The following is a 22,902-nucleotide window of genomic DNA, read 5'->3' on the forward strand; positions in this document are numbered from 1 at the left end:
CGATGATATAGCCCATTTTGGTTATTATTGCGAATAAATATGGCACTATATAACGCTAAATGTCTGAGCTAAATAGCCCATTTACCGTATTTCAGCCTGTACCGCCAAAGGATTTATCGTTATGACCGGCCACCCTGTCCTCACAGCCCTCTCCCATGTATTGCGTGAAGAGCATATTCTTACCGACGCGGACCATACTGAACACTACCGTTCAGGCTGGCGCTCGGGTCAGGGCAACGCACTGGCAGTGGTATTCCCGCAGAGCCTTACACAATTGTGGGATACCTTGCAGGTGTGCGTTGATAACCAGTGCATTATCATCATGCAAGCCGCCAAAACCGGGTTAACAGAAGGTTCTACCCCAAACGGTAACGATTACGATCGCGACATAATGGTGATCAACACCTTAGCGATGAATAACCTGGTGATATTAGGTAATGGCGAACAAGTTTTGAGTTTTCCTGGCACAACGCTGCATCAACTGGAAACCAGCCTGAAGCCGCTTGGGCGCGCACCACACTCGGTCATTGGCTCTTCTTGTCTGGGTGCCTCTGTTATCGGCGGCATCGCCAATAACTCAGGGGGAGCATTAGTGAAGCGCGGGCCGGCCTATACCGAATTGGCCTTGTATGCGCGCGTTACCGAGCAAGGTAAACTCGAGTTAGTGAATCACCTTGATATTCCTCTTGGCGACTCGCCGCATGAGATTTTGCAGAACCTCGAGCAAGGCAATTTTGAAAACCACATCACGCCCACTGCCCGCAAAGCCAGTGCAACCGACTACGAAAGTCGCCTACGCGATGTTGATGCAAATACCCCGAGTCGATTTAATGCCGATACCACACGGCTATACGAAGCAAGTGGCTGCGCAGGAAAATTGGCGGTATTCGCCGTTCGACTGGATACCTTTGCCGTTGCAAAGCAGGAAAAAACTTACTATATCGGTACCAACAACCCCGACGTGCTCACGGCGTTGCGACGTCACATACTGGCTAACTTTACTCACTTACCAGAGGTAGGTGAGTATATGCACCGGGATATTTTTGATATTGCCCGAGATTACGGAAAAGACACCTTTTTAAGTGTGAAACATCTGGGTACCCAACGTCTTCCCAAATTATTTGCGCTTAAAGGGCGCGTCGATGCGCTGCTCAACAAACAAAGCTGGTTGCCCGATTACCTGTCTGACCGCGTTATGCAAGGTATTGCCAATTGTTTTCCTGCGCATTTGCCTGACCGGCTGGTCGCCTACCGCGATCTTTACGAACACCACCTTATTTTAAAAATGAGTGACGATGGCATTGCCGAGGCGGACGCTTTTCTGGCTGACTTTTTTGGCCGTAACCACCAGCAAGGAGATTACTTTTCTTGCACCGCCGATGAAGCTGCCAGCGCCTACCTCAACCGCTTTGCTGCCGCCGGCGCGGCTATTCGCTATCAGTTGTTGAACAAAGATCGGGTTGGCGACATTCTGGCACTAGATATCGCACTCAGACGAAACGACGCCCACTGGGTAGAGTCTCTGCCTGAGCACATTAGCCAGCATATCGATAAATCGCTCTACTATGGCCATTTCTTCTGTCATGTTTTCCATCAGGATTACGTGTTGAAAAAAGGCGCTGACGCAAAAGCGGTAAAAGCAGCAATGCTGGCGCTGTTAGATAGCCGCGAAGCCAAATACCCGGCTGAGCACAATGTAGGGCACCTCTATAAAGCAGAAGACGGATTAGCCGCGTTTTATCGTGAGTTAGACCCCACTAATACCTTCAACCCGGGCGTAGGTAAACTCGATAAACATCGCCGCCAATGTGGTTGTTGTTAACACCTTCGCTTTTACACCAACTGCGACAATTTGCCGCACGCACCGCGGCGCCGTGTTCTTTAGAATAGATCTGTTTGTTAAACACTGCAGGTAACAGCCTGAATTTGTTCTGTATTCAGGTGAATAAACACATAAAAGGTTACCTGACTACTATTAAACTGATCAGGAGAACACCGTGCGCAATCGGGCTATTCCACCACTGTTTATTGCCAGTTCCTTAACCCTGTCTGTGCAGTTCGCTTTTGCCGGAGTGAATGCGCAGGACAACACGGTTACACAAAATGATATTGAACACATTAGCGTTGATGGACATCACAGTGCCATACATCAGCACGCCCACGGCTTGAGTGACGAGGCGCTTAGTTCAGCCCTTGCTGCTACCAGTGACAGTGCAGATTTGCTTCGTACATTACCCGGTATTCACATCAATGCCGCCGGCGGCTTATCGGGCCTGCCTGCCATTCGAGGCCTTGCCGACGACCGCCTGCGTATTCAAACCGACGGCATGGATTTAATTGCCTCCTGCCCGAATCACATGAACCCACCCTTGTCCTATCTGGCACCATCAGCTCTGGCTGATGTCACGGTGTTTGCGACAGTGACGCCCGTAAGTCAGGGAGGTGATAGTATTGGCGGTACAATAAGCACGCTTCGCAAGCGACCTGAACTTGTTGCTGCGGGTGAAGAAACTGCCATTAGCGGTAATATCGGCGGCTACTGGCGCAGCAATAACCAAGCACAGGGACTTCACGCCAATATGTCGGTTGCAAGCGACACCTGGGGTTTACTCTACAGTGGCAATATCAGTCAGGCTGATAATTATCGCGCCAGTGCGGCATTTAAAAACACCACCACGACAGGCAGGCCAAATCACTCACTGCGTCTCGACGAAGTAGGCTCCAGTGCCTATAAAACACAAAATCACAGTCTTGCCTTGCGATACCAGCATCAGGCCGACGAGGTTGATCTTCAACTTAACCAACAACGCATGCCGTATCAGTTATACCCGAATCAGCGCATGGATTTACTCGATAACGATCAGCTCAGTGTCAATATCGCCTGGCGCAGGCAAACAGACTGGGGACACATTAAAACCCGCATTTATCAGGAGGATGTGGACCATTACATGAATTTCGGCGACGACAAGCAGTTCTACTACGGCACCCTCGCCACCATGGGAATGCCTTGTAGCCCAATCCGCTTTATGGGCGATGCTGAAGGCACCTGTGCAGCCGGTATGCCGATGTTCAGTGAATCAGTACTTCGCGCAGCAACTACCGATGCAGAATGGACTCGCAGTGACACAGACACCCTGCGGTTTGGCGCAGGGGCGCAATTCTATACTCTCGATGATTACTGGACCGCGTCGGGCGGTGGCATGGGACCGGGTACCTTTGAAAATATCGACAATGGCCGCAGAAACCGACTGTTTCTCTATGCCGAACGAGAGCATCGTCTGTCATCTGCTATCTATGCCAACTACGGTATTCGCGCAGAACATATCGCTTTGAGAACAGGCGCAGTTCAGGGCTATGCGACCGCCGAAAATGCGCCTGGCATGCAATATATGCAGGCACAGCAATTTAACGCAGGCAGCCGTGACGATAACCAGTTCAATGTGGATGTGACCGCCGCGCTTAGCGTGGTTATCAGCAATGAATTAACAGCAGAAGCCGGTGTATCTCGCAAAGTGCGCTCGCCCAACCTTTATGAAAAGTACACCTGGTCGAGCTGGATGATGGCGGCATCGATGAATAACACCGTAGGCGACGGCAATGGTTATGTGGGCAATGTGGGTCTTCAGGCGGAAACCGCCTACTCTATTGCTACCAGCCTGACGTGGCAACCTAAAAACAGTGACGTCACGCTTACTGCTTCACCGTATTTTACCTATGTTGAGGACTATATTGACGCCACTGCCGCAAACGCCATGTGGCAGCCGGAACAGTTTAATGTGCTAACATACGAAAATCAGACCGCTCGGCTCTATGGCATTGATCTCAGTGCCCTTTACCACTACAACAGCCCCCAGTTTGGCCGCTTTAGTTTCGCGAGCTCAGTAAGTATCACTCACGCTGAAAATACCGAAACAGGGAGCGGTTTGTATCAAACGCTACCCTTTCACGGAGACGTTGTGGTTAGCCATGTCTCAGGCCCCTGGCAAACCGAACTCAACTTGGAGTTTGCCGCTGCAAAAACTGACATATCGGTTATTCGCAATGAAGTAAAAACCGCCGGCTACGGCTTGCTTGGTATGCAAACAGGTTATGTAACCGAGCAGTTTCGTGTCGACATTGGGGTGAAAAACCTATTGGATAAATTTTATTATGACCCGACAGCTGGCACCTATACCGGCCAGGGTATGACCATGGCACTCAATGGTATCCCATTTGGCATTGCTGTGCCCGGTATGGGTAGGAACGCCTACATTAGCAGCACGGTTTATTTTTGATCACGAATTTACCTGACGCAGTTTAGGATTAGTTTCATCCCGAACGTGGCATGGTAAGCTACCTGTTCCGCTAGCCCTGTTAAGGCAATAAAAAACGCTATGCTTTTGCTGCTGTATCTGGCTCTGTTTGGCAAGCACCGCGCACCGGTCGCGGTTGTACTGCCACTCGTGCTATTTGAAATCATTGTGGTAAACACCTCAATTGCGCTGAATGGCGCTGCCAGCAACCCTTTTTCAAGTGTGCTGTTAGTGCCGCTCATTCTTGGACTTATCTGGTTATCAACGCGGTTAGGCCTGGTGGTATTGCTCGTGAGTTTGGCTGCACAGGGCATGCAGCTACTTGCGCCAATCAGTGATCATCATGGCGCTATGATGCAAAATCACGCGCAGGGTATGATTGTGAGTTTTATGGCTACCAGTTGCCTAATCTTTGCCGTGATTCACTTTTATAAACACCAGTTAAAAATCAAACAAGCCGACATTCAGCAGTTGCGTGAGCGACAGCTACGCGACGAACAATTGCTCGCTATAGGTACTGCTGCAGCTCAACTGACCCACGACGCAGCGACCCCGGTGCAAACGATTCATTTGCTGCTGGAAGAGTGGCAGGAACAGAAGGATGCATCGACACTGCCAGAGCTCATTGAGCAATTTACGCTGCTACAAACCATGCTCACAAATTGGCGGGACGTTGCAGACGATGTCCGGGAATCCAGAGTCAGCGCCGTAAGTATTCGCACCCTACTTGAAACCATGCAGCATGTTGTTCGCCTGAGCCGTCCGGAAATTTCCGTTGACTGGCCATTGATGGACGATGTACCCGAAAGCGCCACAGTAAACGCAGATCCTACCCTAGTACCCGCACTGGCCAGCATTGTAATAAATGCCTGTGATGCAGCGGGAAAACACGAAGATAATAAGGTAACGGTGCATTCTGAATGCGCAGGTTCGAATTGGTTACTGCGAATTAATAATCCACACGACGGAACAACGCCGCTACACAACAACCTGGGAGCAAGAATTCTTGAGAGTGAGACTGGGTTGGGCCTGGGAGCGGTGCTCTCAAATGCAACCGTGGAAAAGTTTAAAGGCAACGTACATTGGCAATGTGAATCGAGCCAAATTATTACCACCATTCAACTGCCGGTAACAATATGACAGCGCCCTCTTTGATTTTGCTCATTGATGACGATGAACAATACACGCGTGTGTTGAAACGCAGGTTCGAGCAACATACAAACTTGCAGGTGCAGTGTTTTAAACGTGCATCAGAAGCCCTGCAATTTAGCGCTAATGTGCCTGTATCGGGCATTCTGCTGGACATGATGATGCAGGAAGAGACCGGGCTGGACTTTGTAGAGCCATTGCAGACGCGATTCTCGCCAGTTCATTTAATCGTCATGACGGGTTACGCCAGCATAGCCACAACGGTGACAGCCATGAAACGCGGTGCAACCGATTACGTCGCCAAGCCAATCACATTCAAAGCGTTGTTGGCGAAGCTCGCGTTAAGCAACGAAAGTAATACTGAAACTCAAACTCCTGCGCCTGCGCCGCTCACTACCGCACAGATTGAATGGGAGCACATTCAGCGCGTGCTTGCCGATAATCAGGGCAATATATCCCGCACCGCCGAAGCACTGGGCATGCATCGGCGTAGCCTGCAGCGTAAGCTGCAAAAACATTCGCCCCTCAAACAATAGAGCCACCTGATGCGTTTACTAATAAAAACAAGAACCCTGCATAAATGGCTGATGCGCGGCATTGGCATACAAGTGCTTATCTGGGCATTAACAGGCCTGTATATGGTCAGCATGGATATCCACTTTATACACGGTGAAACCCTGTCTGATGACAAACACAATCAGTTTTCAATTCAGGACGCTTCCTATCCTATTGCGGCGTTACTCGATGCATTTCCCACTGCCACACAGGTCACGCTGTATAAGCGCCAGGATAAACTCGTTTATCGGTTTAAACGCGCAAACGACACCAATTGGACGATTGTCGATGCTACAAATGGCCAACCGCTCACGCCATTAACATCGTCGGAAGCACGCCAGATCGCAACGTCATCGGTCACTGATTCTGCAAATATTACGGCAGTTAAACTTATTGATTTACCGGAAGCGACACCCGCAGAGCTCAGCCCTCGCTGGCTTCCCGTGTGGCAAGTGACCTTTGACGATCTGGCTGGTACCACCTTTTACATTCAACAGGCTACCGGACAAATCGTTACCCGCCGCCACAATGTCTGGCGGGCATTCGACTGGATGTGGCGTTTGCACATTATGGATTACGACGACGGTGAAAATGTCGCTAATCCCCTGCTTCTGGTGCTGGCCGTATTGGCTATCGTTGCCATAATCAGTGGTATTTTGCTACTCGCTTGCCGCTTTTTAAGTGTTAGTCCCCCTGGTTCGAATACGCTGAATGCGCTGAACAAAGGGGGCCACAATGATTAATCCGGTTAACATTAACCGCTGGCACAAATGGCTCTCTATTCTGGTTGGGATCCAGTGCCTGGTATGGGCGGGAACCGGTCTGTATTTCAATCAAATGGATACGCAAGCCGCATCGGGTAACCAATACAGACAGCCTGTTTCTCATCGGGGAAATACCTCCACTGCCCGTTTTATTCCCCTGTCGAGGCTGCCTGTTGATGAACCAGTGCTTTCCGCCGAGCTAATCTGGGTGTCGGGTACCCCACTTTATCAGGTAAAGACTCAGCAGCCGCTGCATCAATACACTGCGCAACAACACAAGCTATTTCACGCAGTATCAGGACTGCCCTGGTATATTCAGCCAGCACAGGTAAAACGCATCGCCGTTAAATCCTATAGTGGCCCTGGCAGTGCATCAGCGCCAGCGCTAACCCTTCCTCCGTTTGAATTCGATGGCCGGCAGCAAAATCCATTGTGGAAAGTCACCTTTAACGATGATGTAAACACCGAAGTGTATCTGCATGCCGATACCGGTAAAGTCATCGCGCACAGTAACGATCATTCCCGCCTGAAGCACCTGATGCTGACACTTCACTTCATGGATTACACCAACACCGGCGGTTTTAATCATCCGCTTATTGTGGTGTTTGGCATTGCAACACTAATGCTGGCCGGAAGCGGACTAGTGTTAGCCTACCGACGCAAACTTTCTGCTTCTCCGTCAGCAAAGGCATCTGTTGACGTCACTGTAACCTGTAACGGGCAGCGTCAAACATTGACACTTCCAGCAAAGCAGCCGCTCTTTTTCGCACTGACGAAGCACAATATTCCGGTTCCCACAGAATGCGGCGGTGGCGGCAGCTGTGGACAATGCGTTATACAAACCACGAATGACGTGCCTGCGAGCCCAACAGAACGCGCACTACTGAGCGACGCAGAGATAGCATCAGGTAAGCGCCTGAGCTGTCAGCACATGGCCGGGGAATTTTCAGACGTGTCTGTAGATTACGGTGAGGTGTAAAATTTGCTCAGAAGATGCCGGCGCAAGCACCGGCTTATAGAAAAATGACTCAGTGTTTGAACCAGTACACAATAACACCGGCAATCAGTAATGGCAGTGCAAACAGCATAAACAGGTTATACATTCCCCACTGCGCCGCCACCAAATATCCTGCAACGATGGGCGATAGAATGGCACCAATGCGACCAAGCCCCGCGGCCCAGCCAATACCGGTTGCGCGTACGCTGGTTGGATAGACCCGGGCGGCCATGGCGTACATGGCGGTAAACGCCCCTTGAAGCAAAAAGCCAATAATAAAGATCAGCGTGTTTAACCAGAATACAGAGGTCGGCTGCCAATACGCAACAACAGCCAGAAAGAGCGCTGAGCCAATAAAATAGATGGCAATGGGTTTAGCCAGTTTTATTTTGGTGGCAATCAAACCAATTAGCACGATACCCGCTACCGCGCCTAGGTTGTATAAGGTCAGCGCCGCAATACCTTCAGCCCGTTCATACCCACTGTTTACAAACAAAGTGGGGATCCAGGACATAAGAAAATACAGCGACATAAAGCCCATAAAATAAATAACCCATACGCCCACCGTTTGCTTGCCCAAATCGGCTTTAAACAAATTTGTTACGGAGATACGTTGTTTTTCAACCTGATGCGCGGGTAACTCGCGCATAGCCGTGCAGCCCATGCTGCTCAGTATGCTGTTTATTTTGTACAGTTTGTCGTTCTCATTGCCCTGTTGCGTGGCAATGAATTCGATCGACTCCGGCAAGTAAAAATACAACACAACCGTCATCAGCAAAGTAAACAGGCCACCATATACAAATACCATTTCCCAACCAGATGACTCTATAATGGCATTCGCAATGGGGCCTACAATCGTCGCACCGGCGGCATAGCCCATTACAATAATGGTAACCACCAGATTACGCGCCTTCTCCGGCGCAAATTCCGCGCCTATAGTGGCGGAGTTAGCAAAAATAATACCGATGCCGAGCCCGGACACCGCCCGAATCGCAATCATCCATTCAACTGATTGTGGAATAAACCCGGTTACTACCATGGACACACCAATCATAACCGTCGCAATCAGTAAAATATTTCGCCGGCCGATTTTGTCGGCAAACGGCGCCAGAAACATGGCTCCCAGCGTCATTCCAATCAATGCCGCACTCAGAATATAGCCTTTTTCCGTTGCGGAAATTCCCCAGTCTGCGGTTAGAGAGGGCATGGCAACAGACATAGCCACAACATCAAAACCATCAACCACGTTCAACATAAACGCAATTGCAAATACGATGTACTGGGTAACCGAAATCGGTGCCTTGTCTATGTGATGACGGACCGACTCGACAATGCTGGTACTCATAACGACTTCCTCGTGCCAGGGGCATTGTTAATTAATTGGTTAACAGAAAATGATAAATTCTCCAAAGTTGTTAAGACTATGTAACAACTCAACGCCGGATACCAATTAAAAAATACGATTCAGTCATAAGAAAAAGCTAATTCAGGGTTCGTATGAAAAGCCAATATTGAGCTATTTCTTTTGTGTTTAGTGATAATAAATGGCGAAAAAGCCATCAATCCATGAGTTGCGACTCACTTTGTGCAATGTGTTTTATATGGTCGATTAACGCAATTTGTGTTTGCGTTAAAATACTGTCTTCACGGTATTGCACTACTATGGTTCTCTGTGCATTAAAGCCGCTAATTTGTTTACTTACCATGGTGCCACTCATGAGCTCATGGCGTGCCTGTGCTTCTGAAAGCAACATGAGTGACGGGCTGTTTTCCAGAATTACCCGTGACGCTGATAAGGAATTACATTCGATCACATTTTCCGGCGGTGCCACATTGTGAACCTGAAACAAGGCTTCGTAGGTTTTTCGCAGAGGCGAAGAGGTTCTGGGCAGGATCCAGGGATACGTCAACAGCGTATCGACTGCCAGATCGTCTTTGTTGGCCAGTGGATGACTTCGCGACATCAACAGCACAATGGACTCAGTAAGGATGGGCTCTTCTTTAATTTCAATCCCTTCGGGCAAACTGCGGCTTGCGCCAACAAGTATATCCAGCTTCCCGCGCATGAGGTCGTGGAGCAAATATTCATACGACCCTTCAACAATAGAAATTTTGTGACCCGGATATTGCAGTTTAAATTCCGTCGCAGCTTTGGGAATAATGTAACTTCTGGCCATGGGCATTGCGCCAATGGCGGTATTCCCCTTTTCCTGATGCGACATTTTCGCTATCTCAGCAAAGGCCAGCTCTATTTCACGCTCCATGACCCCTGCAACCTGGGCCAGTTGTATGGCAACCTTGGTAGGTTTGATCCCGAAACTGGTCCGCTCGAACAGGTTCACATTTACTGTTTGCTCTAAATCTCTGGCGGCTCTGTGAATAGTGGGATTGGCTTTGTTAGAGATAGCCGCGCCAGCACTGAAACTGCCTGCCTCCGCGACCGCTTTTAGCGCGTTTAATTGTGTCATTGTAATATGTCGCGACACATTTTTTGGGACCTGACCAAAGTTTTTTAGCATTAAATCAAAGAAGCTATCCAACGAATTCAACGCACGTTTCACCCGACGCCACAACGTGGTGGCTTCGTCCGTGGCGGTAATACCTTTGGTAGAACGATGAAAAAATTTGGCGTCGAAAGTACGCTCCAGGCTATTAACTGCCTGACTTATCGCCGGCTGCGAGCGCCCTAACAGCTCCGCGGTTTTGGAGATAGAGCGAATGTCATACACGGTTAAAAATACCCGTAAATGAAACAAATTTAGTCCGCTTGTAACCCGCTTTTCTAACATATCCAGCTCTTCAATATTACTCATCTATAAAGCTGAAATTAGCAATTTCTTATATTAAAAGTCAATTTTCAATTGGTGATATTGCTGGCACTATTAGATATTCAACGTGACACAATATGTTAACAACATAATTACAATAGTTTTAATCTATGAGGGCACAGAGATGAAAACAATTAACATGTCACGTATAGCGGTTGCCATTGCAACCGGTTTGGCTCTGCAGTCGGGTGTTGCATTTGCTCAGGAACAAACTGAGGAAGGTGCAAAAACCAACGCGAGTCAGGCACTTGACAAAATTACAGTAACAGCGCGTAAAGTAACGGAAAACCTGCAGGAAGTGCCGGTTTCGGTAACGTCGTTTAATGGCGATGCACTGGAACGTCGTCAGATCACTGGGTCAGACGACATCGGTAAAATTACCCCCAACCTGCAATTTACCAATAACGCACCACTGGCGGGCAACAACAACTCGTCGGTAATTTTTGTGCGTGGTGTGGGCCAAATCAGTCCACGTGCGAACACCGATCCGGGTGTAGGCCTGTACATTGACGATGTCTACATCGGTCAATCGGTAGGCGGCAACATGGAACTGCGCGATATCGAAAGCGTTCAGGTACTGCGCGGGCCGCAGGGTACCCTGTTTGGTCGTAACACCATTGGTGGTGCGGTGCTGATCAACACCCAGGCTCCCGGCGACGAACTGGGTGGCAAAGTGCGTTTTGGCATCGGCGAAGACTCGCTGATTGAGGCGTTTGGCGCCATCGACATTCCTATTAGCGACGACCTGCTAACCCGCTTCACTGCGGGCACCAAAAAGCAGGACGGTTATGTAAAACGCCTGTATGACGGGTTGGATTTGGGCGATACCAATAACACCACCTTCTCAGCAAAAATTTATTACGATCCAAACGAAAAATTCACAGCTAAACTGCTTTACGACTACACAGACGCTGATGAAAACGGCTCTGCGCTGGTATTTGCCGGCTATAACAACAACGACGACGTAACCAATACCTCCCACGATGCCGGCTGGTTTGGTGCCAGTCAAAGCGTTATCGCAGGCTGTCCGGATGCGTGGATAGCCTACCCTGGCCCACCGGGACGCCCGGTTACCACCGCCGAAGGCTCAACGTTAGATGTCTCTGGTTTGCTAACCAGTGGTGGCGGGCCGCGCGGCTACACCGGCGAAAATAACGATCCGCGTTGTGTAAACAGTCAGTGGAATGCTGGCCCGTTCGCAAATAACGGTACAGCGGAGATGGGTAGCTCCATGACCAACTGGGGCGCGTCGTTAAATCTTGAATATGCGTTTACCGACGAGTTTACGGCTAAATCCATTACGTCATATCGCAACCTCGAATGGGTGGGTCGTCGTGACGCAGATAACACGCCGTTTACTATATTGCACACCGATTTCGACTCATCGGGCGACCAGTTCAGTCAGGAATTCCAGTTTAATTATGTCACTGACAACCTGACAGCCGTTGCCGGTATTTACTATTACGAAGAAGAAGTCACAGATATTCTGACCGTACAGGTGGGCGACAAAGCCGCGGGCTACAGCTGTGGTGAAGGCACAGACGGGTGTCACCTCGACAGTGACAACAACATTACACAAAACGAATCGTTTGCCTACTACACGCAGGTCACCTACGACATTACTGACCAGCTAAGCGCTGCTGTAGGTATTCGTCGTACCGAGGAGACCAAAGGATCGATTCCGGACCAGTTTGACTATGCCAATCCGGAAGCCAAGTACCTGGAGGTGAAGCTGTACGAAGCCGATTTCTCAGCAACGACCATGTCGTTCAACCTGAGCTATCAAATGTCTCGTGACACCATGTTTTACGGTAGCTTCTCAGAAGGCTTCAAAGGCGGCGGCTGGAACTCGACATTTAACTTTGCTCTGACTGAATCCGACCTGGAAGCCGGCCATAAATTTGACCAGGAAGAAGTTCAAACCATCGAAGTCGGCTTTAAGTCTGACATTACCGATAACTTCCGGTTAAACGGTGCCATTTTCAGTTCAGACTACACCGACCTGCAATTCACCTACCGCGTGTTTATTGCGCCCTGGTTCTTTAATGCCGGTAAAGCGTCAATTGACGGCGCAGAGCTGGAGTTTACCTGGGTACCACACGATGACTGGGTAATTGAAGGTGGATTTGGCTACCTTGATTCTTCAGTCGATGAAGCGGTTGAAATTGAAGTTCCTGGTCGTCCGGTAAATACCGGCGTAGCAGAAGGTAACCAACTGCCCTTCGCACCTGAATTCCAGGGTAACGTAGGTATTGGCTACTATGCTGAACTGGACGACTACCTGGTAATGCCGCGTATTGATGTGTCGTTTAGCGACAAAGTGTTCTTTGACGCTTCAAACACAGCGTTAATTGCACAACAGGATAGCTACACCACTGTTGATATGTCAGTGAGTGTTCAGCCGTTCGACGAAGTTTGGAAACTCACTGTCGGCGTGAACAACGCAACAGACGAAGTCTACAAAGTATCCGGTAACTCATCGCTGGGTTCCGGTAGTGGCTATGCAGAAGCCGCCTACGCTCGACCTCGCGTAGTCTTTGCAAACTTCACCTACGAGTTTTAACGGTAACAGGTATGGCCCGGGCACCAGTGCGAATAAGCACTGGGGCCATATCTGCTCTTTTTCGCCCGGCAGTCTCCATGCCCTAATGGGCATTTTTTTATTGAGGACAACATGGCTAACATCATTGGCGGTATAGGCGTCTCCCATACGCCCACCATTGGCTTTGCGCAGGATAAAGCGCTTCGCGAGCAACCTGCATGGAAGCCGGTATTCGAACAGTTTGACAAGGTAGGTAACTATCTTGAAGACAAGCAACCAGATGCGCTGGTATTTATTTACAACGACCATATTACATCGTTTTTCTTCGACCATTATTCTCCCTTTACGCTTGGGGTCGACGACACCTTTAGTCCCGCTGACGAAGGCGGTGGTGCGCGGGACTACCCGCCTGTCTCCGGCCACCCTGCTCTGGCCAGACACATCGGTCAGTCGTTATTCGCTGACGAGTTTGATTTGTCTTTTTTCCAGAAAAAACCGATAGATCACGGATTATTCTCACCGTTATCCATGATGACCGACCGCGGTCGCCGCTGGGACAACCACATTATCCCACTGCAAATTGGTGTGCTGCAGTTTCCTATTCCTACAGCGTCACGCTGCTTTAAGCTTGGTAAAGCACTGCGTCGTGCGATTGAAAGCTACCCGGAAGATATCAATGTCGCCATTGTTGCAACGGGCGGCCTGTCTCACCAGGTACACGGTGAACGTTGTGGTTTTAACAATCCCGACTGGGATGTACAGTTTCTCGACTTGCTCGAAAGTGATCCGTCACAACTGGCTTCCTTGACCCACGCAGACTATGCCCGCCTGGGCGGTCTGGAGGGAGCTGAGGTGATCATGTGGTTGATCATGCGCGGCGCCCTTTCCGAGCAAGTCGATTGTTTGCACCGGGCAACATATTTACCGTCGATGACGAATATCGCCACGGTTATTTTTCAGGACCAAGACAGCAGCAGCGAAGTGGAAATAGAAGCACATCAGCAAAAAGTCGGTGAACAACTGGCGGGGATTGGCGATATTCCTGGCACACATCCGTTCACTCTGGAGCGGGCGCACAGTGCATGGCGGCTAAATCACTTTTTGCACAAACTGATAGAACCGGCTCATCGTCGGCAGTTTGTTGACTCACCGGATACCTTGTTTGCCGAGTACGGACTGACTGAGCAGGAAATCTCGTTGCTCAACCAACGGGATTGGATCGGATTAATTCACTATGGTGTGATTTTCTTCAGTCTGGAGAAAATGGCCGCGGTACTGGGCATGACCAACATAGATATTTATGCTCAGATGCGAGGCGAAACCGTTGAGGAATTTCAGCAATCGCGCAACTCAGCAATCACCTATTCAGTAGCAGGAAAAGAGAAATCCTGACTTCAAATAACCAACAGGCCTCTTTATCGAGGCCTGTTGGCACGTTTACCTAAGTAAATATTTTAAAACTCTTCAGTATCAATATCACCTTGTGCCGCTGCCGGGTACCGTGGTCCTTTCACGGTTTGGTAGTTAATAAGCGCATCAGCGGCGTTCAATATGTCACCGGAAACCTCAATGGTACTTGCTGCGATATTTTCCAGCATATGTGCCTCTATTCGCGTACCCGGCAATGCATGAATGAACTCGCCCTGCGCCAATACCCATTTAATGGCCAGTTGCGCTGGCGTGCAACCAGCCTGCTCTGCCAGTTTGGCAAACGCCGCGTACAGCTTTCGGTTAGCCTGCCAGTTTTCACCTTGAAAACGCGGCATACCACAGCGAATGTCCTTGGGTTCCAGTTCACTGACATCACTAAAGGTGTTACTTAAAAATCCGCGTGCCAGTGGGCTGAATCCCACAAACGCAATATTCATTGATTTACACGCATTGAGCACCGCAATTTCTGCGTTTCGGGTCCACAACGAATATTCCGTTTGCAGCGCCGCAATAGGATGCTCCCTGTGCGCCCGGGCCAATGTGTCTGCTGACACTTCCGACAGACCAACAGCGCCGATTTTGCCCGCTTTCACGGCTTCTCCCAGTGCGCCAACACTCTCTTCCACGGGGACATCGGGATCAATACGATGCAGGTAGTATAAGTCAATGTAATCGGTTTGCAGGCTCTTTAACGCCGTATCTAACGTCGCATGCAGTGTTTTGGGGTGGCCATCGATAACGCGCTTACCATTTACGCCGGTCATGCCGCACTTGCTGGCCAGCAGAATATCCTGCCTGAAGTCTTTGATGGCTTTGCCTACCACCACTTCATTAGCACCAAATCCATACAATGCCGCAGTATCAAAATGGTCCATACCCGCATCAAAGGCTTTTTGCATTAAACTAATGGCATCGGCTTCAGACAGCTTACCGCTATAGGCATGGCTCACATTCATGCAACCAAAGCCAATTTCACCAACCTGTTTTCCTGCCAGTTCTCGTTTGTTCATGTCGAACTCCTTAACGCAAAACGGCCTGCACCTGGCAAGCCGTTAACTGTTTTTGACCTTGCTTAAGCCGTAAGTTGCTGTTCAAGCTCATGCAGAACACGGTAGCAGTTCAGCACCTGCCCTACGCTTGAGTTGGGCTCGCGACCTTCCTGAATCGCTGCGACAAACTCGCGATCCTGCAATTCGATACCGTTCATAGACACATCCACGTTTGATACATCAATGGGGTTTTCTTTGCCGTCTACCAGGTCGTCGTAGCGGGCAATGTAAGTCCCGTTGTCACAAATATAGCGGAAGAACGTCCCGAGCGGGCCATCGTTATTGAACGACAAAGACAGCGTACAAATCGCGCCATTCTCAGCCTGAAGCTGGATAGACATGTCCATGGCAATGCCGAGTTCAGGATGAATCGGCCCCTGAATGGCGTTGGCTTTAACTACCGGTGAGCCGGCCTGATACGCAAAAAGATCTACCGTGTGGGCTGCGTGGTGCCATAACAAGTGATCAGTCCATGAGCGCGGCTCGCCCTTGGCATTAATATTTTTACGGCGGAAGAAATAGGTTTGCACATCCATTTGCTGGATGTTCAGTTCACCACCGGTAATTTTATTGTGAACCCATTGGTGCGACGGGTTAAAGCGGCGAGTATGACCCACCATACACACTTTACCTGTCTCCTGCTGGGTGTTAACAACCGCTTCAGAATCGGCCCAGCTATCTGCCAATGGAATTTCCACCTGCACGTGCTTACCGGCTTTCATGCACTGAATCGCCTGGGAGGCGTGTTGCTGCGTCGGCGTACACAGGATCACGGCGTCAGCATCGCTCTCAAGCGCATCTTCCAGGCTGGTATAGACATTGGGAATGCCGTATTCGTTGGCAACGGCTTGGGTTTTTTCAAGCGAACGACCTACCAGGCCAACCACTTCTGCACCGTCGATGTTCTGTAACCCATCCAGGTGTTTAATACCAAAGGCGCCGGGGCCCACTACAATAATCTTCATATTCGTTACTCCACGTATTTTTCAGGTGACGTGAGCGGCCGTGGCCGCTGTTTATTCTGCCCAGTACAAGCGCATTGGATTATCGACAAGCAACTTATGTTGGAGCGCTTCTGTCGGGGCAATTAAAGGGATCATGTCGACCAGTTTGCCGTCATCTGGCATATGGCTCTTCATATTCGGGTGAGGCCAGTCGGTGCCCCATAAAACGCGCTCTGGAAAACGCTCAACAACGGTTCGCGCAAACGGCACCACATCCAGGTAGCCGCCATCAGGCCCACTTATCGACAGACGTTCAGGACAACTCACCTTGGACCAGAAATTCGGGTTCTCTTCCAGCAATTTAAGAAACAAGCCAAACTCTTCACCGTCAACCGGCTTAGTGACATCCGGGCGGCCCATGTGGTCTACCACTACGGTCGTTGGCAAACTGGTAAAGAAATCATACAGGTCGGGTAACTCTGCGGCTTCAAAGTAAATAACGATGTGCCAGCCCAGACGTTTGATGCGCTCAGCGATGAGCGTTAAATCGTCAAATGGCAATGCATCGACCAGTCGCTTCACAAAGTTAAAACGCACACCACGAACCCCGGCGGCATGCAATACATCCAGCTCTTCGTCGGTAATGCTGGCCTTCACCGTAGCGACGCCACGGGCCAGATCGTTACTGTGATTCAGCGCATCAACTAACGCCCGATTGTCTGCGCCATGGCAGGTGGCCTGCACGATCACGTTGCGCGAAAAGCCAAGATGATCACGCAGCGCCCACAACTGATCACGGGACGCATCACATGGGGTGTATTTGCGCTCTGGTGCAAAAGGAAACTGGTCGCCAGGGCCAAACACATGACAATGGGCGTCGACTGCGCCCGCCGGTGCTTTATAACCAGGCACCGAGGGGGATTGATGCCAGTGCAACCAATCGGCATCGGGGGTAAACTGACTCACAGGCCCATCTCCTTCAATTTCGCATCCAGTCGCGGGTATACGCGACGTGCATTACCCGAGTATACCGCGGTGCGGTCTGCATCTGATAGGTTCAATGCGTCGACATAGCGTTTGGTGTCGTCGAAGTAATTACCGGTTTCCGGGTCGATTCCACGCACCGCACCAATCATTTCAGAACCAAACAGAATATTTTTAATATCAATAACATCAAACAACAAATCAATGCCAGGCTGATGGTAAACACAGGTATCAAAATAAACGTTTTTCATCACGTGCTCAGACAACGGCGGCTGCTTCATCATATCGGCCAGCCCGCGGTAACGCCCCCAGTGATAAGGTACAGCGCCACCACCATGCGGGATGATAAAACGCAATTCCGGGAAGTCCTTAAATAAGTCACCTTGCAGGAACTGCATAAACGCCGTGGTATCCGCGTTCATGTAGTGTGCGCCGGTGGCGTGAAAATTTTCATTGCACGAACCGGATACGTGGATCATCGCAGGCACATCCAGCTCCACCATTTTCTCGTAGAACGGGTACCAGCTTTTATCTGTCAGCGGCTTTGACGTCCAGTGACCGCCTGAAGGATCCGGATTCAGATTACAGCCTACAAATCCCAGTTCGTTGACACAGCGCTCCAGTTCTTCAACTGAGTTTTTGATCGGCACCCCTGGCGATTGTGGTAACTGACACACACCAATAAAGTGTTTGGGGTACAAATCTACTACCCGCTTGATTAAATCGTTACAGGCGCTTGTCCACTGTTTAGATACGGCTTCATCACCCACGTGATGCGCCATGGCCGAGGCTCGGGGTGAGAAAATGGTCATATCTGACCCGCGTTCCAGCAATAGCTTGAGCTGATTTTTTTCAATGCTTTCGCGAATTTCATCGTCGCTGATAAAGGGCACTTCCGGCAGCGCCTGCCCGGATTCATACGCTTCTATCTGCGCTTTACGGAACAACTGCAAAGGTTCGGGTGCAGTGGTGTAATGTCCGTGACAATCAATGATCATGTAGGTGTCCTCAATCGTTTTTATTGTGATGCTGGCAGGCAGTAATTCGGCACCAGCACTTCTCCACGCATTAATAATCGGGCTGTGCGCAACAAGGCTGCGCGATTCACGCTGAACGTATCCAGCGACTGGGTGCCACTAATATCCATTTCAACGGTAAATGCACCGGTAGGATGTTCAATCGTTAACGTTTGACTTGAAGGCGCGTTGCTTGCTGGTTTGCTAACATATTCGCTGGCCACAGTGCCCGGCAACACACAGGCGGTAGCAACACTCACCGAGCCCAGTACGCCTATCGCTTCGTGTACCCGATGAGGAATGAACGTGTGTGTATTCACAGCGCCGCCGTGCCTGGCCGGCGACAGCAGGCTCATTTTCGGCACCGTTTTATGGGTAACGTCGCCTAAATTCATTAATTTACCGGCTTGCAGACGAAGCGCTTCCACTTTCGCTTTAATATCTGCCCGAGCTTCAAGTTCCGCCGGGGTTTCGTTACCAGTTGCACCTACCGACGCCGCATGCAGCATTACGACCGGCATACCGTTATCCACACAGGTAACCGTTATGCCATCAATAGTATCTATGGTATTACCGGTAGGAAATAACGCACCGCAGGACGAACCAGCTACGTCCAGGAAATCAATCATGACCGGGGCCGCAGTGCCCGGTACGCCATCTATGCCAGCGTCTCCTTCATAGGCTACCTCGCCAGCAGGTGTCTGGACTCTGGCAACGGCTAGCGCGCCGGTATTAACCATATGGATCCGCACATCGGTAACATCACCTTGTGGGTAAACCATACCCTGCTCAATGGCATACGGGCCGACACCAGCGAGAATATTGCCGCAGTTCTGCGCATCACTCACCGCAGCTTTATCGACGACCACTTGCAAAAACAAGTAGTCTACGTCAGCATCGCTGCGTGTTGACGGACTGACTATCGCAACCTTACTGGTTAACGGGTGCGCGCCGCCCATGCCGTCTATCTGACGCTCGTCTGGGGATCCCATTGCAGCCAGTAAGACAGCATCGCGAGCAGCCGTGTCGGCAGGCAAATCATCAGCGTTAAAATATAACCCTTTAGATGTACCACCGCGCATTACATAGGCAGGAACTGCTTTCACGACGCGTTTTCCTCTCCGTACTTCACGTAGCGTAAACCTTTCGCCGCCAGGCGCTCTCGCATGTTGTAGATGTCCAGGCCCAGTTCGCCAGCGGCAAGACGCGCTCGCTTGCTATCTTCATTGGCTACGCGAGCCAGTACTTTTTCATGCACAGCGTCGGCTTCTTCACGCGCAACCACGACTACGCCATCGTCATCGGCCACAACAATATCGCCGGGATGAATCAGAGCGCCGGCGCACACAACCGGTACGTTCACACTGGCTATCGTTTCTTTTACTGTGCCCTGGGCAAACACGGCGCGCGACCAGACCGGAAATTCCATTTCGGTTAATGTGGCAATATCCCTTACCCCACCGTTGATAATCAATCCTTTTACCCCACGGGCTTTCAGAGAGGTCGCCAACAAGTCACCAAAGAAGCCGTCATCGCAAGGGCTGGTTGGTGTGACGACCAACACGTCACCGGGCTGACATTGCTCAACCGCAACATGGATCATCCAGTTATCGCCCGGGGCGACCTGACACGTCACGGCGGGGCCAGCAATGGCTGCAGGCCGATAAATTGGCCGCATGGCTTTATCCAGTAATCCTTTGCGCCCCTGTGCCTCGTGCACGGTGGCCACTTCTGCTCCCTGATATTGTTCAATAGTTGACGCTGACGGTCTTGGACAGTCTGTCACACAAATTGCCATGGTTCTTCATCCTGCAATGCTGTTGTTATGCAAGCAGTATGCGACAGGCCAATCAAAAAAGAATGTTAGAATAGTGCAAATCACTATTAATTTTTTCTATAATGGGTCAGACTTAAATACAGAAGGCCATTTCGTGCAGTTCAATATCCGACACTTGCTCAGCGCTTTAGAAATCAGGGAATGCGGTACCGTTACCCAGGCCTCAAAACAGATCCATTTATCACAGTCGGCACTGACCCAGGCTATTAATAAACTTGAAAGCCAGTTAGACATCCAGCTGTTCGAACGCACCAATTCCGGCATGTTCGCAACGCCCTCAGGTGAGCTATTTCTGGAACGTGTAAAGCGCGCATTCAGTTACCTGGAAACCGCGGCTCATACATTGTTCGACACCGACAAAGCCAAACGCCTTGGCTTTTTACGCAATGTCACACTGCGCCAGTTAACCGCGCTAATTACCATTGTGGAATTACAAAATTACACTGCCGCGGCGGTTAAGTTATCACTCACCCAGCCTACCCTCGGCAAAACGATCAAAGACTTGGAGCACCTTACAGAACAGCGGTTGTTCAACCGGGTGCCCACGGGGGTTGAACCAACCTGGCGAGCCCGGCAACTGAGCCGCTTTGCCAGTTTGTTTTTTGCTGAAATTCACCAGGGCGAAGACGAAGTCAATCGCTTAAAAGGGCAACGCTCAGGCAGTGTCAGTGTGGGCAGTTTACCCCTGGCCAGGACCGCGATCGTGCCAGACACGGTAACCGCGCTGTTACAGGCTTACCCTGATGTGAAAGTGAGTATTATTGACGGCCCGTATGAAGAACAGCTCAGTGCACTGCTGCACGGTCAGCTCGATATTATTGTGGGCGCACTGCGTGTCCCGTCGCCAAGCAACGATATTGAACAGCACCGTTTGTTCGACGACAGTCTGAGTGTGGTTGCCCGGGTGGGACACCCTGCTACTGAACTGTTTACTCAACCGGTAACCCAAACCGATCTGACGCAGTATCAATGGATTGCGCCTCGCCAGGGAACACCCACACGGGCCGTGTTCAGTCAGTTTTTTCAAGCCCGCGGCTTAACACCGCCTCAGGACGTGGTGGAGTGCAGTTCACTGGTTGCTGTGCGGGGACTATTACTGAACAGCGACAGGATCACCCTGTTGCCGGCTCGTCAGGTCGCCGTAGAAGTCAGGTCGGGGTTACTGGCCATCAGCTCTCAGCCGCTGCCAGACAGTAAACGTGAAATAGGCTACACGTTACGCAAAAACTGGAAACCAACCCCGGTTCAGGCCAGGTTTATCGAATTGCTTTCACACATAGCCCAGTAGTCACAGTGACATTCACGAGCGAACTTAAACGGCATGCCGTTTGCGGTATTCACCTGCGGTAATACCCTCCTGCTGCTTAAACTGCCGGCAAAAATAGCCGACATCCTTGTAGCCGAGTGTTAACGCGATATCGTCGATACTCTGCCGGGTATAAATTAAACGGCGCTTACTCTCGTTCATCAGGCGCTGTCGGATAATTTGCTTAGGGCTGCTATTAAGCACGGACTGGCAAATTCGTGCCAGCGTCGATACCGAGATAAACAGCAATTCAGCGTAGGCCTTTACGCTTAAATGCTGTTGATAATGCGCTTCTATCAAGGCTTTAAACTTCACCAGTATCCGGGTTTCTCGCGAGCTACTCTCACTGTAAATCGATTCCAGTCGCTGCTGACGACGAATGTTGATGAACAGGAGTTGTAATAAGTGATTCACTGCACTACGCGAGTCTGACTCCGCACGTTTAATCTCATCGTCTAACGACACTAGCAATTGTCGAAACTGCTCAATATGACGCTCGTCTGAAAACTCAACAGGCTGAGGCACCCACAAGGCATCGTAGGCAGACGGGTCCTCACCTGTTGCCGCCAACTCAGCTAAAAAATCACTGTTTACCGACAGCACAAATCCTTGTGTGTCCGGCTCAAAATGAAAGCCGTGTACCACGCCCGGTGGAATCATGACCAGCCAGTTTCCCGACAAATCATACCGCGCATCATCCAGCTCCACCTGCCAGGCATGACCAAATACACAAATAATTTGTGCAAGTTTATGATGTCGATGCGGTTTTATCTCCCAGCCCAACATACGGCTACGGGACACAATACTCTCCAGGTGTATGCTCCCCGGCTCCCATTGTAGAAAGGTTTCACCGTATAAATGATAAAACGGAATTGACTCCTGACTCACTCGCCGCGCCATTACAAAAACTTAACATGATTAAAAAGTACAATAAGTTGCCCGAAATGTGAATTACTAAAATCCGCTGCCACAGGCAAGATGACTGCATCGAAAGACATGGGATATGAGCAATGAATACACTGAACACTCAGGTAGCTATTATCGGTGCTGGTCCTTCCGGCCTGTTACTTGGACAACTGTTGGCCAAACAAGGCATCGACAACATTATTGTTGAACGTGTCTCAGGCGAGTACGTGTTAGGCCGAATTCGTGCTGGCATCCTCGAACAAGGTTTTGTCGATTTAGTCCGTGAAGCCGGTGTAAACGAA

The 22,902-nt window shown here is 50.2% G+C and carries 19 protein-coding genes; 10 read left to right on the forward strand and 9 right to left on the reverse strand.

Going from position 1 to position 22,902, the window contains the following annotated elements; all coding sequences use genetic code 11:
* Nucleotides 1-121 precede the first annotated feature (121 nt).
* From dld to AC4MRN_RS09720, 6 genes are all read left to right on the forward strand, one after another.
* The gene (gene dld / locus AC4MRN_RS09695; RefSeq protein ID WP_491203157.1) at nt 122-1,822 is read left to right on the forward strand and encodes a D-lactate dehydrogenase; all 1,701 of its coding nucleotides are present in this window, start codon (nt 122-124) and stop codon (nt 1,820-1,822) included.
* A 175-nt stretch (nt 1,823-1,997) separates the two neighbouring features.
* Entirely contained in the window at nt 1,998-4,274 is a 2,277-nt protein-coding gene (locus tag AC4MRN_RS09700; protein WP_491203158.1) for a TonB-dependent receptor plug domain-containing protein, read from the forward strand.
* A gap of 99 nt (nt 4,275-4,373) precedes the next feature.
* The gene (locus AC4MRN_RS09705; RefSeq protein ID WP_491203159.1) at nt 4,374-5,432 is read left to right on the forward strand and encodes a sensor histidine kinase; all 1,059 of its coding nucleotides are present in this window, start codon (nt 4,374-4,376) and stop codon (nt 5,430-5,432) included.
* Nucleotides 5,429-5,977 carry a response regulator transcription factor gene (locus AC4MRN_RS09710; RefSeq protein ID WP_491203160.1) on the forward strand — a complete coding sequence of 183 codons (549 nt, stop codon included), beginning with the start codon at nt 5,429-5,431 and terminating at the stop codon, nt 5,975-5,977. The genes AC4MRN_RS09705 and AC4MRN_RS09710 overlap by 4 nt, the downstream gene beginning before the upstream one ends.
* 9 nt (nt 5,978-5,986) lie before the next feature.
* Entirely contained in the window at nt 5,987-6,739 is a 753-nt protein-coding gene (locus AC4MRN_RS09715) for a PepSY domain-containing protein (protein ID WP_155014529.1), read from the forward strand.
* Nucleotides 6,732-7,739, forward strand: a complete 1,008-nt coding sequence (locus AC4MRN_RS09720; RefSeq protein ID WP_491203161.1) for a 2Fe-2S iron-sulfur cluster-binding protein — start codon at nt 6,732-6,734, stop codon at nt 7,737-7,739. Before AC4MRN_RS09715 ends, AC4MRN_RS09720 begins: the two co-directional genes overlap by 8 nt.
* Nucleotides 7,740-7,788: 49 nt before the next feature.
* Here the strand turns inward: AC4MRN_RS09720 and AC4MRN_RS09725 are convergent, their stop codons facing one another.
* Together AC4MRN_RS09725 and AC4MRN_RS09730 are read right to left on the reverse strand one after the other, a co-directional pair.
* Nucleotides 7,789-9,102, reverse strand: coding sequence for an MFS transporter (locus tag AC4MRN_RS09725; protein ID WP_155014527.1), 1,314 nt, complete (start codon nt 9,100-9,102; stop codon nt 7,789-7,791).
* 214 nt (nt 9,103-9,316) lie between these two features.
* Nucleotides 9,317-10,570: a LysR family transcriptional regulator gene (locus AC4MRN_RS09730; RefSeq protein ID WP_490402291.1), complete on the reverse strand. Its 1,254-nt coding sequence runs from the start codon at nt 10,568-10,570 to the stop codon at nt 9,317-9,319.
* Between the two features lie 139 nt (nt 10,571-10,709).
* On the opposite strand from AC4MRN_RS09730, the gene AC4MRN_RS09735 reads away from it, so the two are divergent.
* Nucleotides 10,710-13,148 (forward strand): TonB-dependent receptor, encoded by a 2,439-nt coding sequence (locus AC4MRN_RS09735; RefSeq protein WP_491203162.1) that lies wholly within the window; start codon nt 10,710-10,712, stop codon nt 13,146-13,148.
* Nucleotides 13,149-13,259: 111 nt separating this feature from the next.
* Nucleotides 13,260-14,519 (forward strand): gallate dioxygenase, encoded by a 1,260-nt coding sequence (locus AC4MRN_RS09740; protein ID WP_491203163.1) that lies wholly within the window; start codon nt 13,260-13,262, stop codon nt 14,517-14,519.
* A gap of 62 nt (nt 14,520-14,581) precedes the next feature.
* Here the strand turns inward: AC4MRN_RS09740 and AC4MRN_RS09745 are convergent, their stop codons facing one another.
* The 6 genes from AC4MRN_RS09745 to AC4MRN_RS09770 all read right to left on the reverse strand — a co-directional run bounded on the left by AC4MRN_RS09745 (nt 14,582) and on the right by AC4MRN_RS09770 (nt 20,349).
* Nucleotides 14,582-15,568 (reverse strand): aldo/keto reductase, encoded by a 987-nt coding sequence (locus tag AC4MRN_RS09745; protein ID WP_491203164.1) that lies wholly within the window; start codon nt 15,566-15,568, stop codon nt 14,582-14,584.
* 62 nt (nt 15,569-15,630) lie between these two features.
* Nucleotides 15,631-16,572 (reverse strand): Gfo/Idh/MocA family oxidoreductase, encoded by a 942-nt coding sequence (locus AC4MRN_RS09750; protein WP_073322005.1) that lies wholly within the window; start codon nt 16,570-16,572, stop codon nt 15,631-15,633.
* A gap of 51 nt (nt 16,573-16,623) precedes the next feature.
* Nucleotides 16,624-17,517, reverse strand: a complete 894-nt coding sequence (locus AC4MRN_RS09755) for an amidohydrolase family protein (protein WP_491054974.1) — start codon at nt 17,515-17,517, stop codon at nt 16,624-16,626.
* A complete protein-coding gene (locus AC4MRN_RS09760) occupies nt 17,514-18,533 on the reverse strand; it encodes an amidohydrolase family protein (protein ID WP_491054975.1) in 1,020 nt (339 codons plus the stop codon). Before AC4MRN_RS09760 ends, AC4MRN_RS09755 begins: the two co-directional genes overlap by 4 nt.
* A gap of 20 nt (nt 18,534-18,553) precedes the next feature.
* Complete coding sequence (locus tag AC4MRN_RS09765) at nt 18,554-19,657, reverse strand: 4-oxalomesaconate tautomerase (protein ID WP_491203165.1); 1,104 nt, start codon at nt 19,655-19,657, stop codon at nt 18,554-18,556.
* Nucleotides 19,654-20,349: a 4-carboxy-4-hydroxy-2-oxoadipate aldolase/oxaloacetate decarboxylase gene (locus AC4MRN_RS09770; protein ID WP_475072359.1), complete on the reverse strand. Its 696-nt coding sequence runs from the start codon at nt 20,347-20,349 to the stop codon at nt 19,654-19,656. The genes AC4MRN_RS09765 and AC4MRN_RS09770 overlap by 4 nt, the downstream gene beginning before the upstream one ends.
* A 133-nt stretch (nt 20,350-20,482) precedes the next feature.
* Here AC4MRN_RS09770 and AC4MRN_RS09775 point away from each other — a divergent pair, with 133 nt between their 5' ends.
* Complete coding sequence (locus AC4MRN_RS09775) at nt 20,483-21,676, forward strand: LysR family transcriptional regulator (RefSeq protein ID WP_491203166.1); 1,194 nt, start codon at nt 20,483-20,485, stop codon at nt 21,674-21,676.
* Nucleotides 21,677-21,700: 24 nt separating this feature from the next.
* On the opposite strand, the gene AC4MRN_RS09780 is transcribed toward AC4MRN_RS09775, so the two are convergent.
* Nucleotides 21,701-22,582 carry a helix-turn-helix domain-containing protein gene (locus AC4MRN_RS09780; RefSeq protein ID WP_491203167.1) on the reverse strand — a complete coding sequence of 294 codons (882 nt, stop codon included), beginning with the start codon at nt 22,580-22,582 and terminating at the stop codon, nt 21,701-21,703.
* A gap of 122 nt (nt 22,583-22,704) precedes the next feature.
* On the opposite strand from AC4MRN_RS09780, the gene AC4MRN_RS09785 reads away from it, so the two are divergent.
* On the forward strand, nt 22,705-22,902 hold a 198-nt coding region (locus AC4MRN_RS09785; RefSeq protein WP_491203168.1), incomplete at its 3' end, for an FAD-dependent monooxygenase.

The organism is Marisediminitalea sp., from assembly GCF_984433645.1.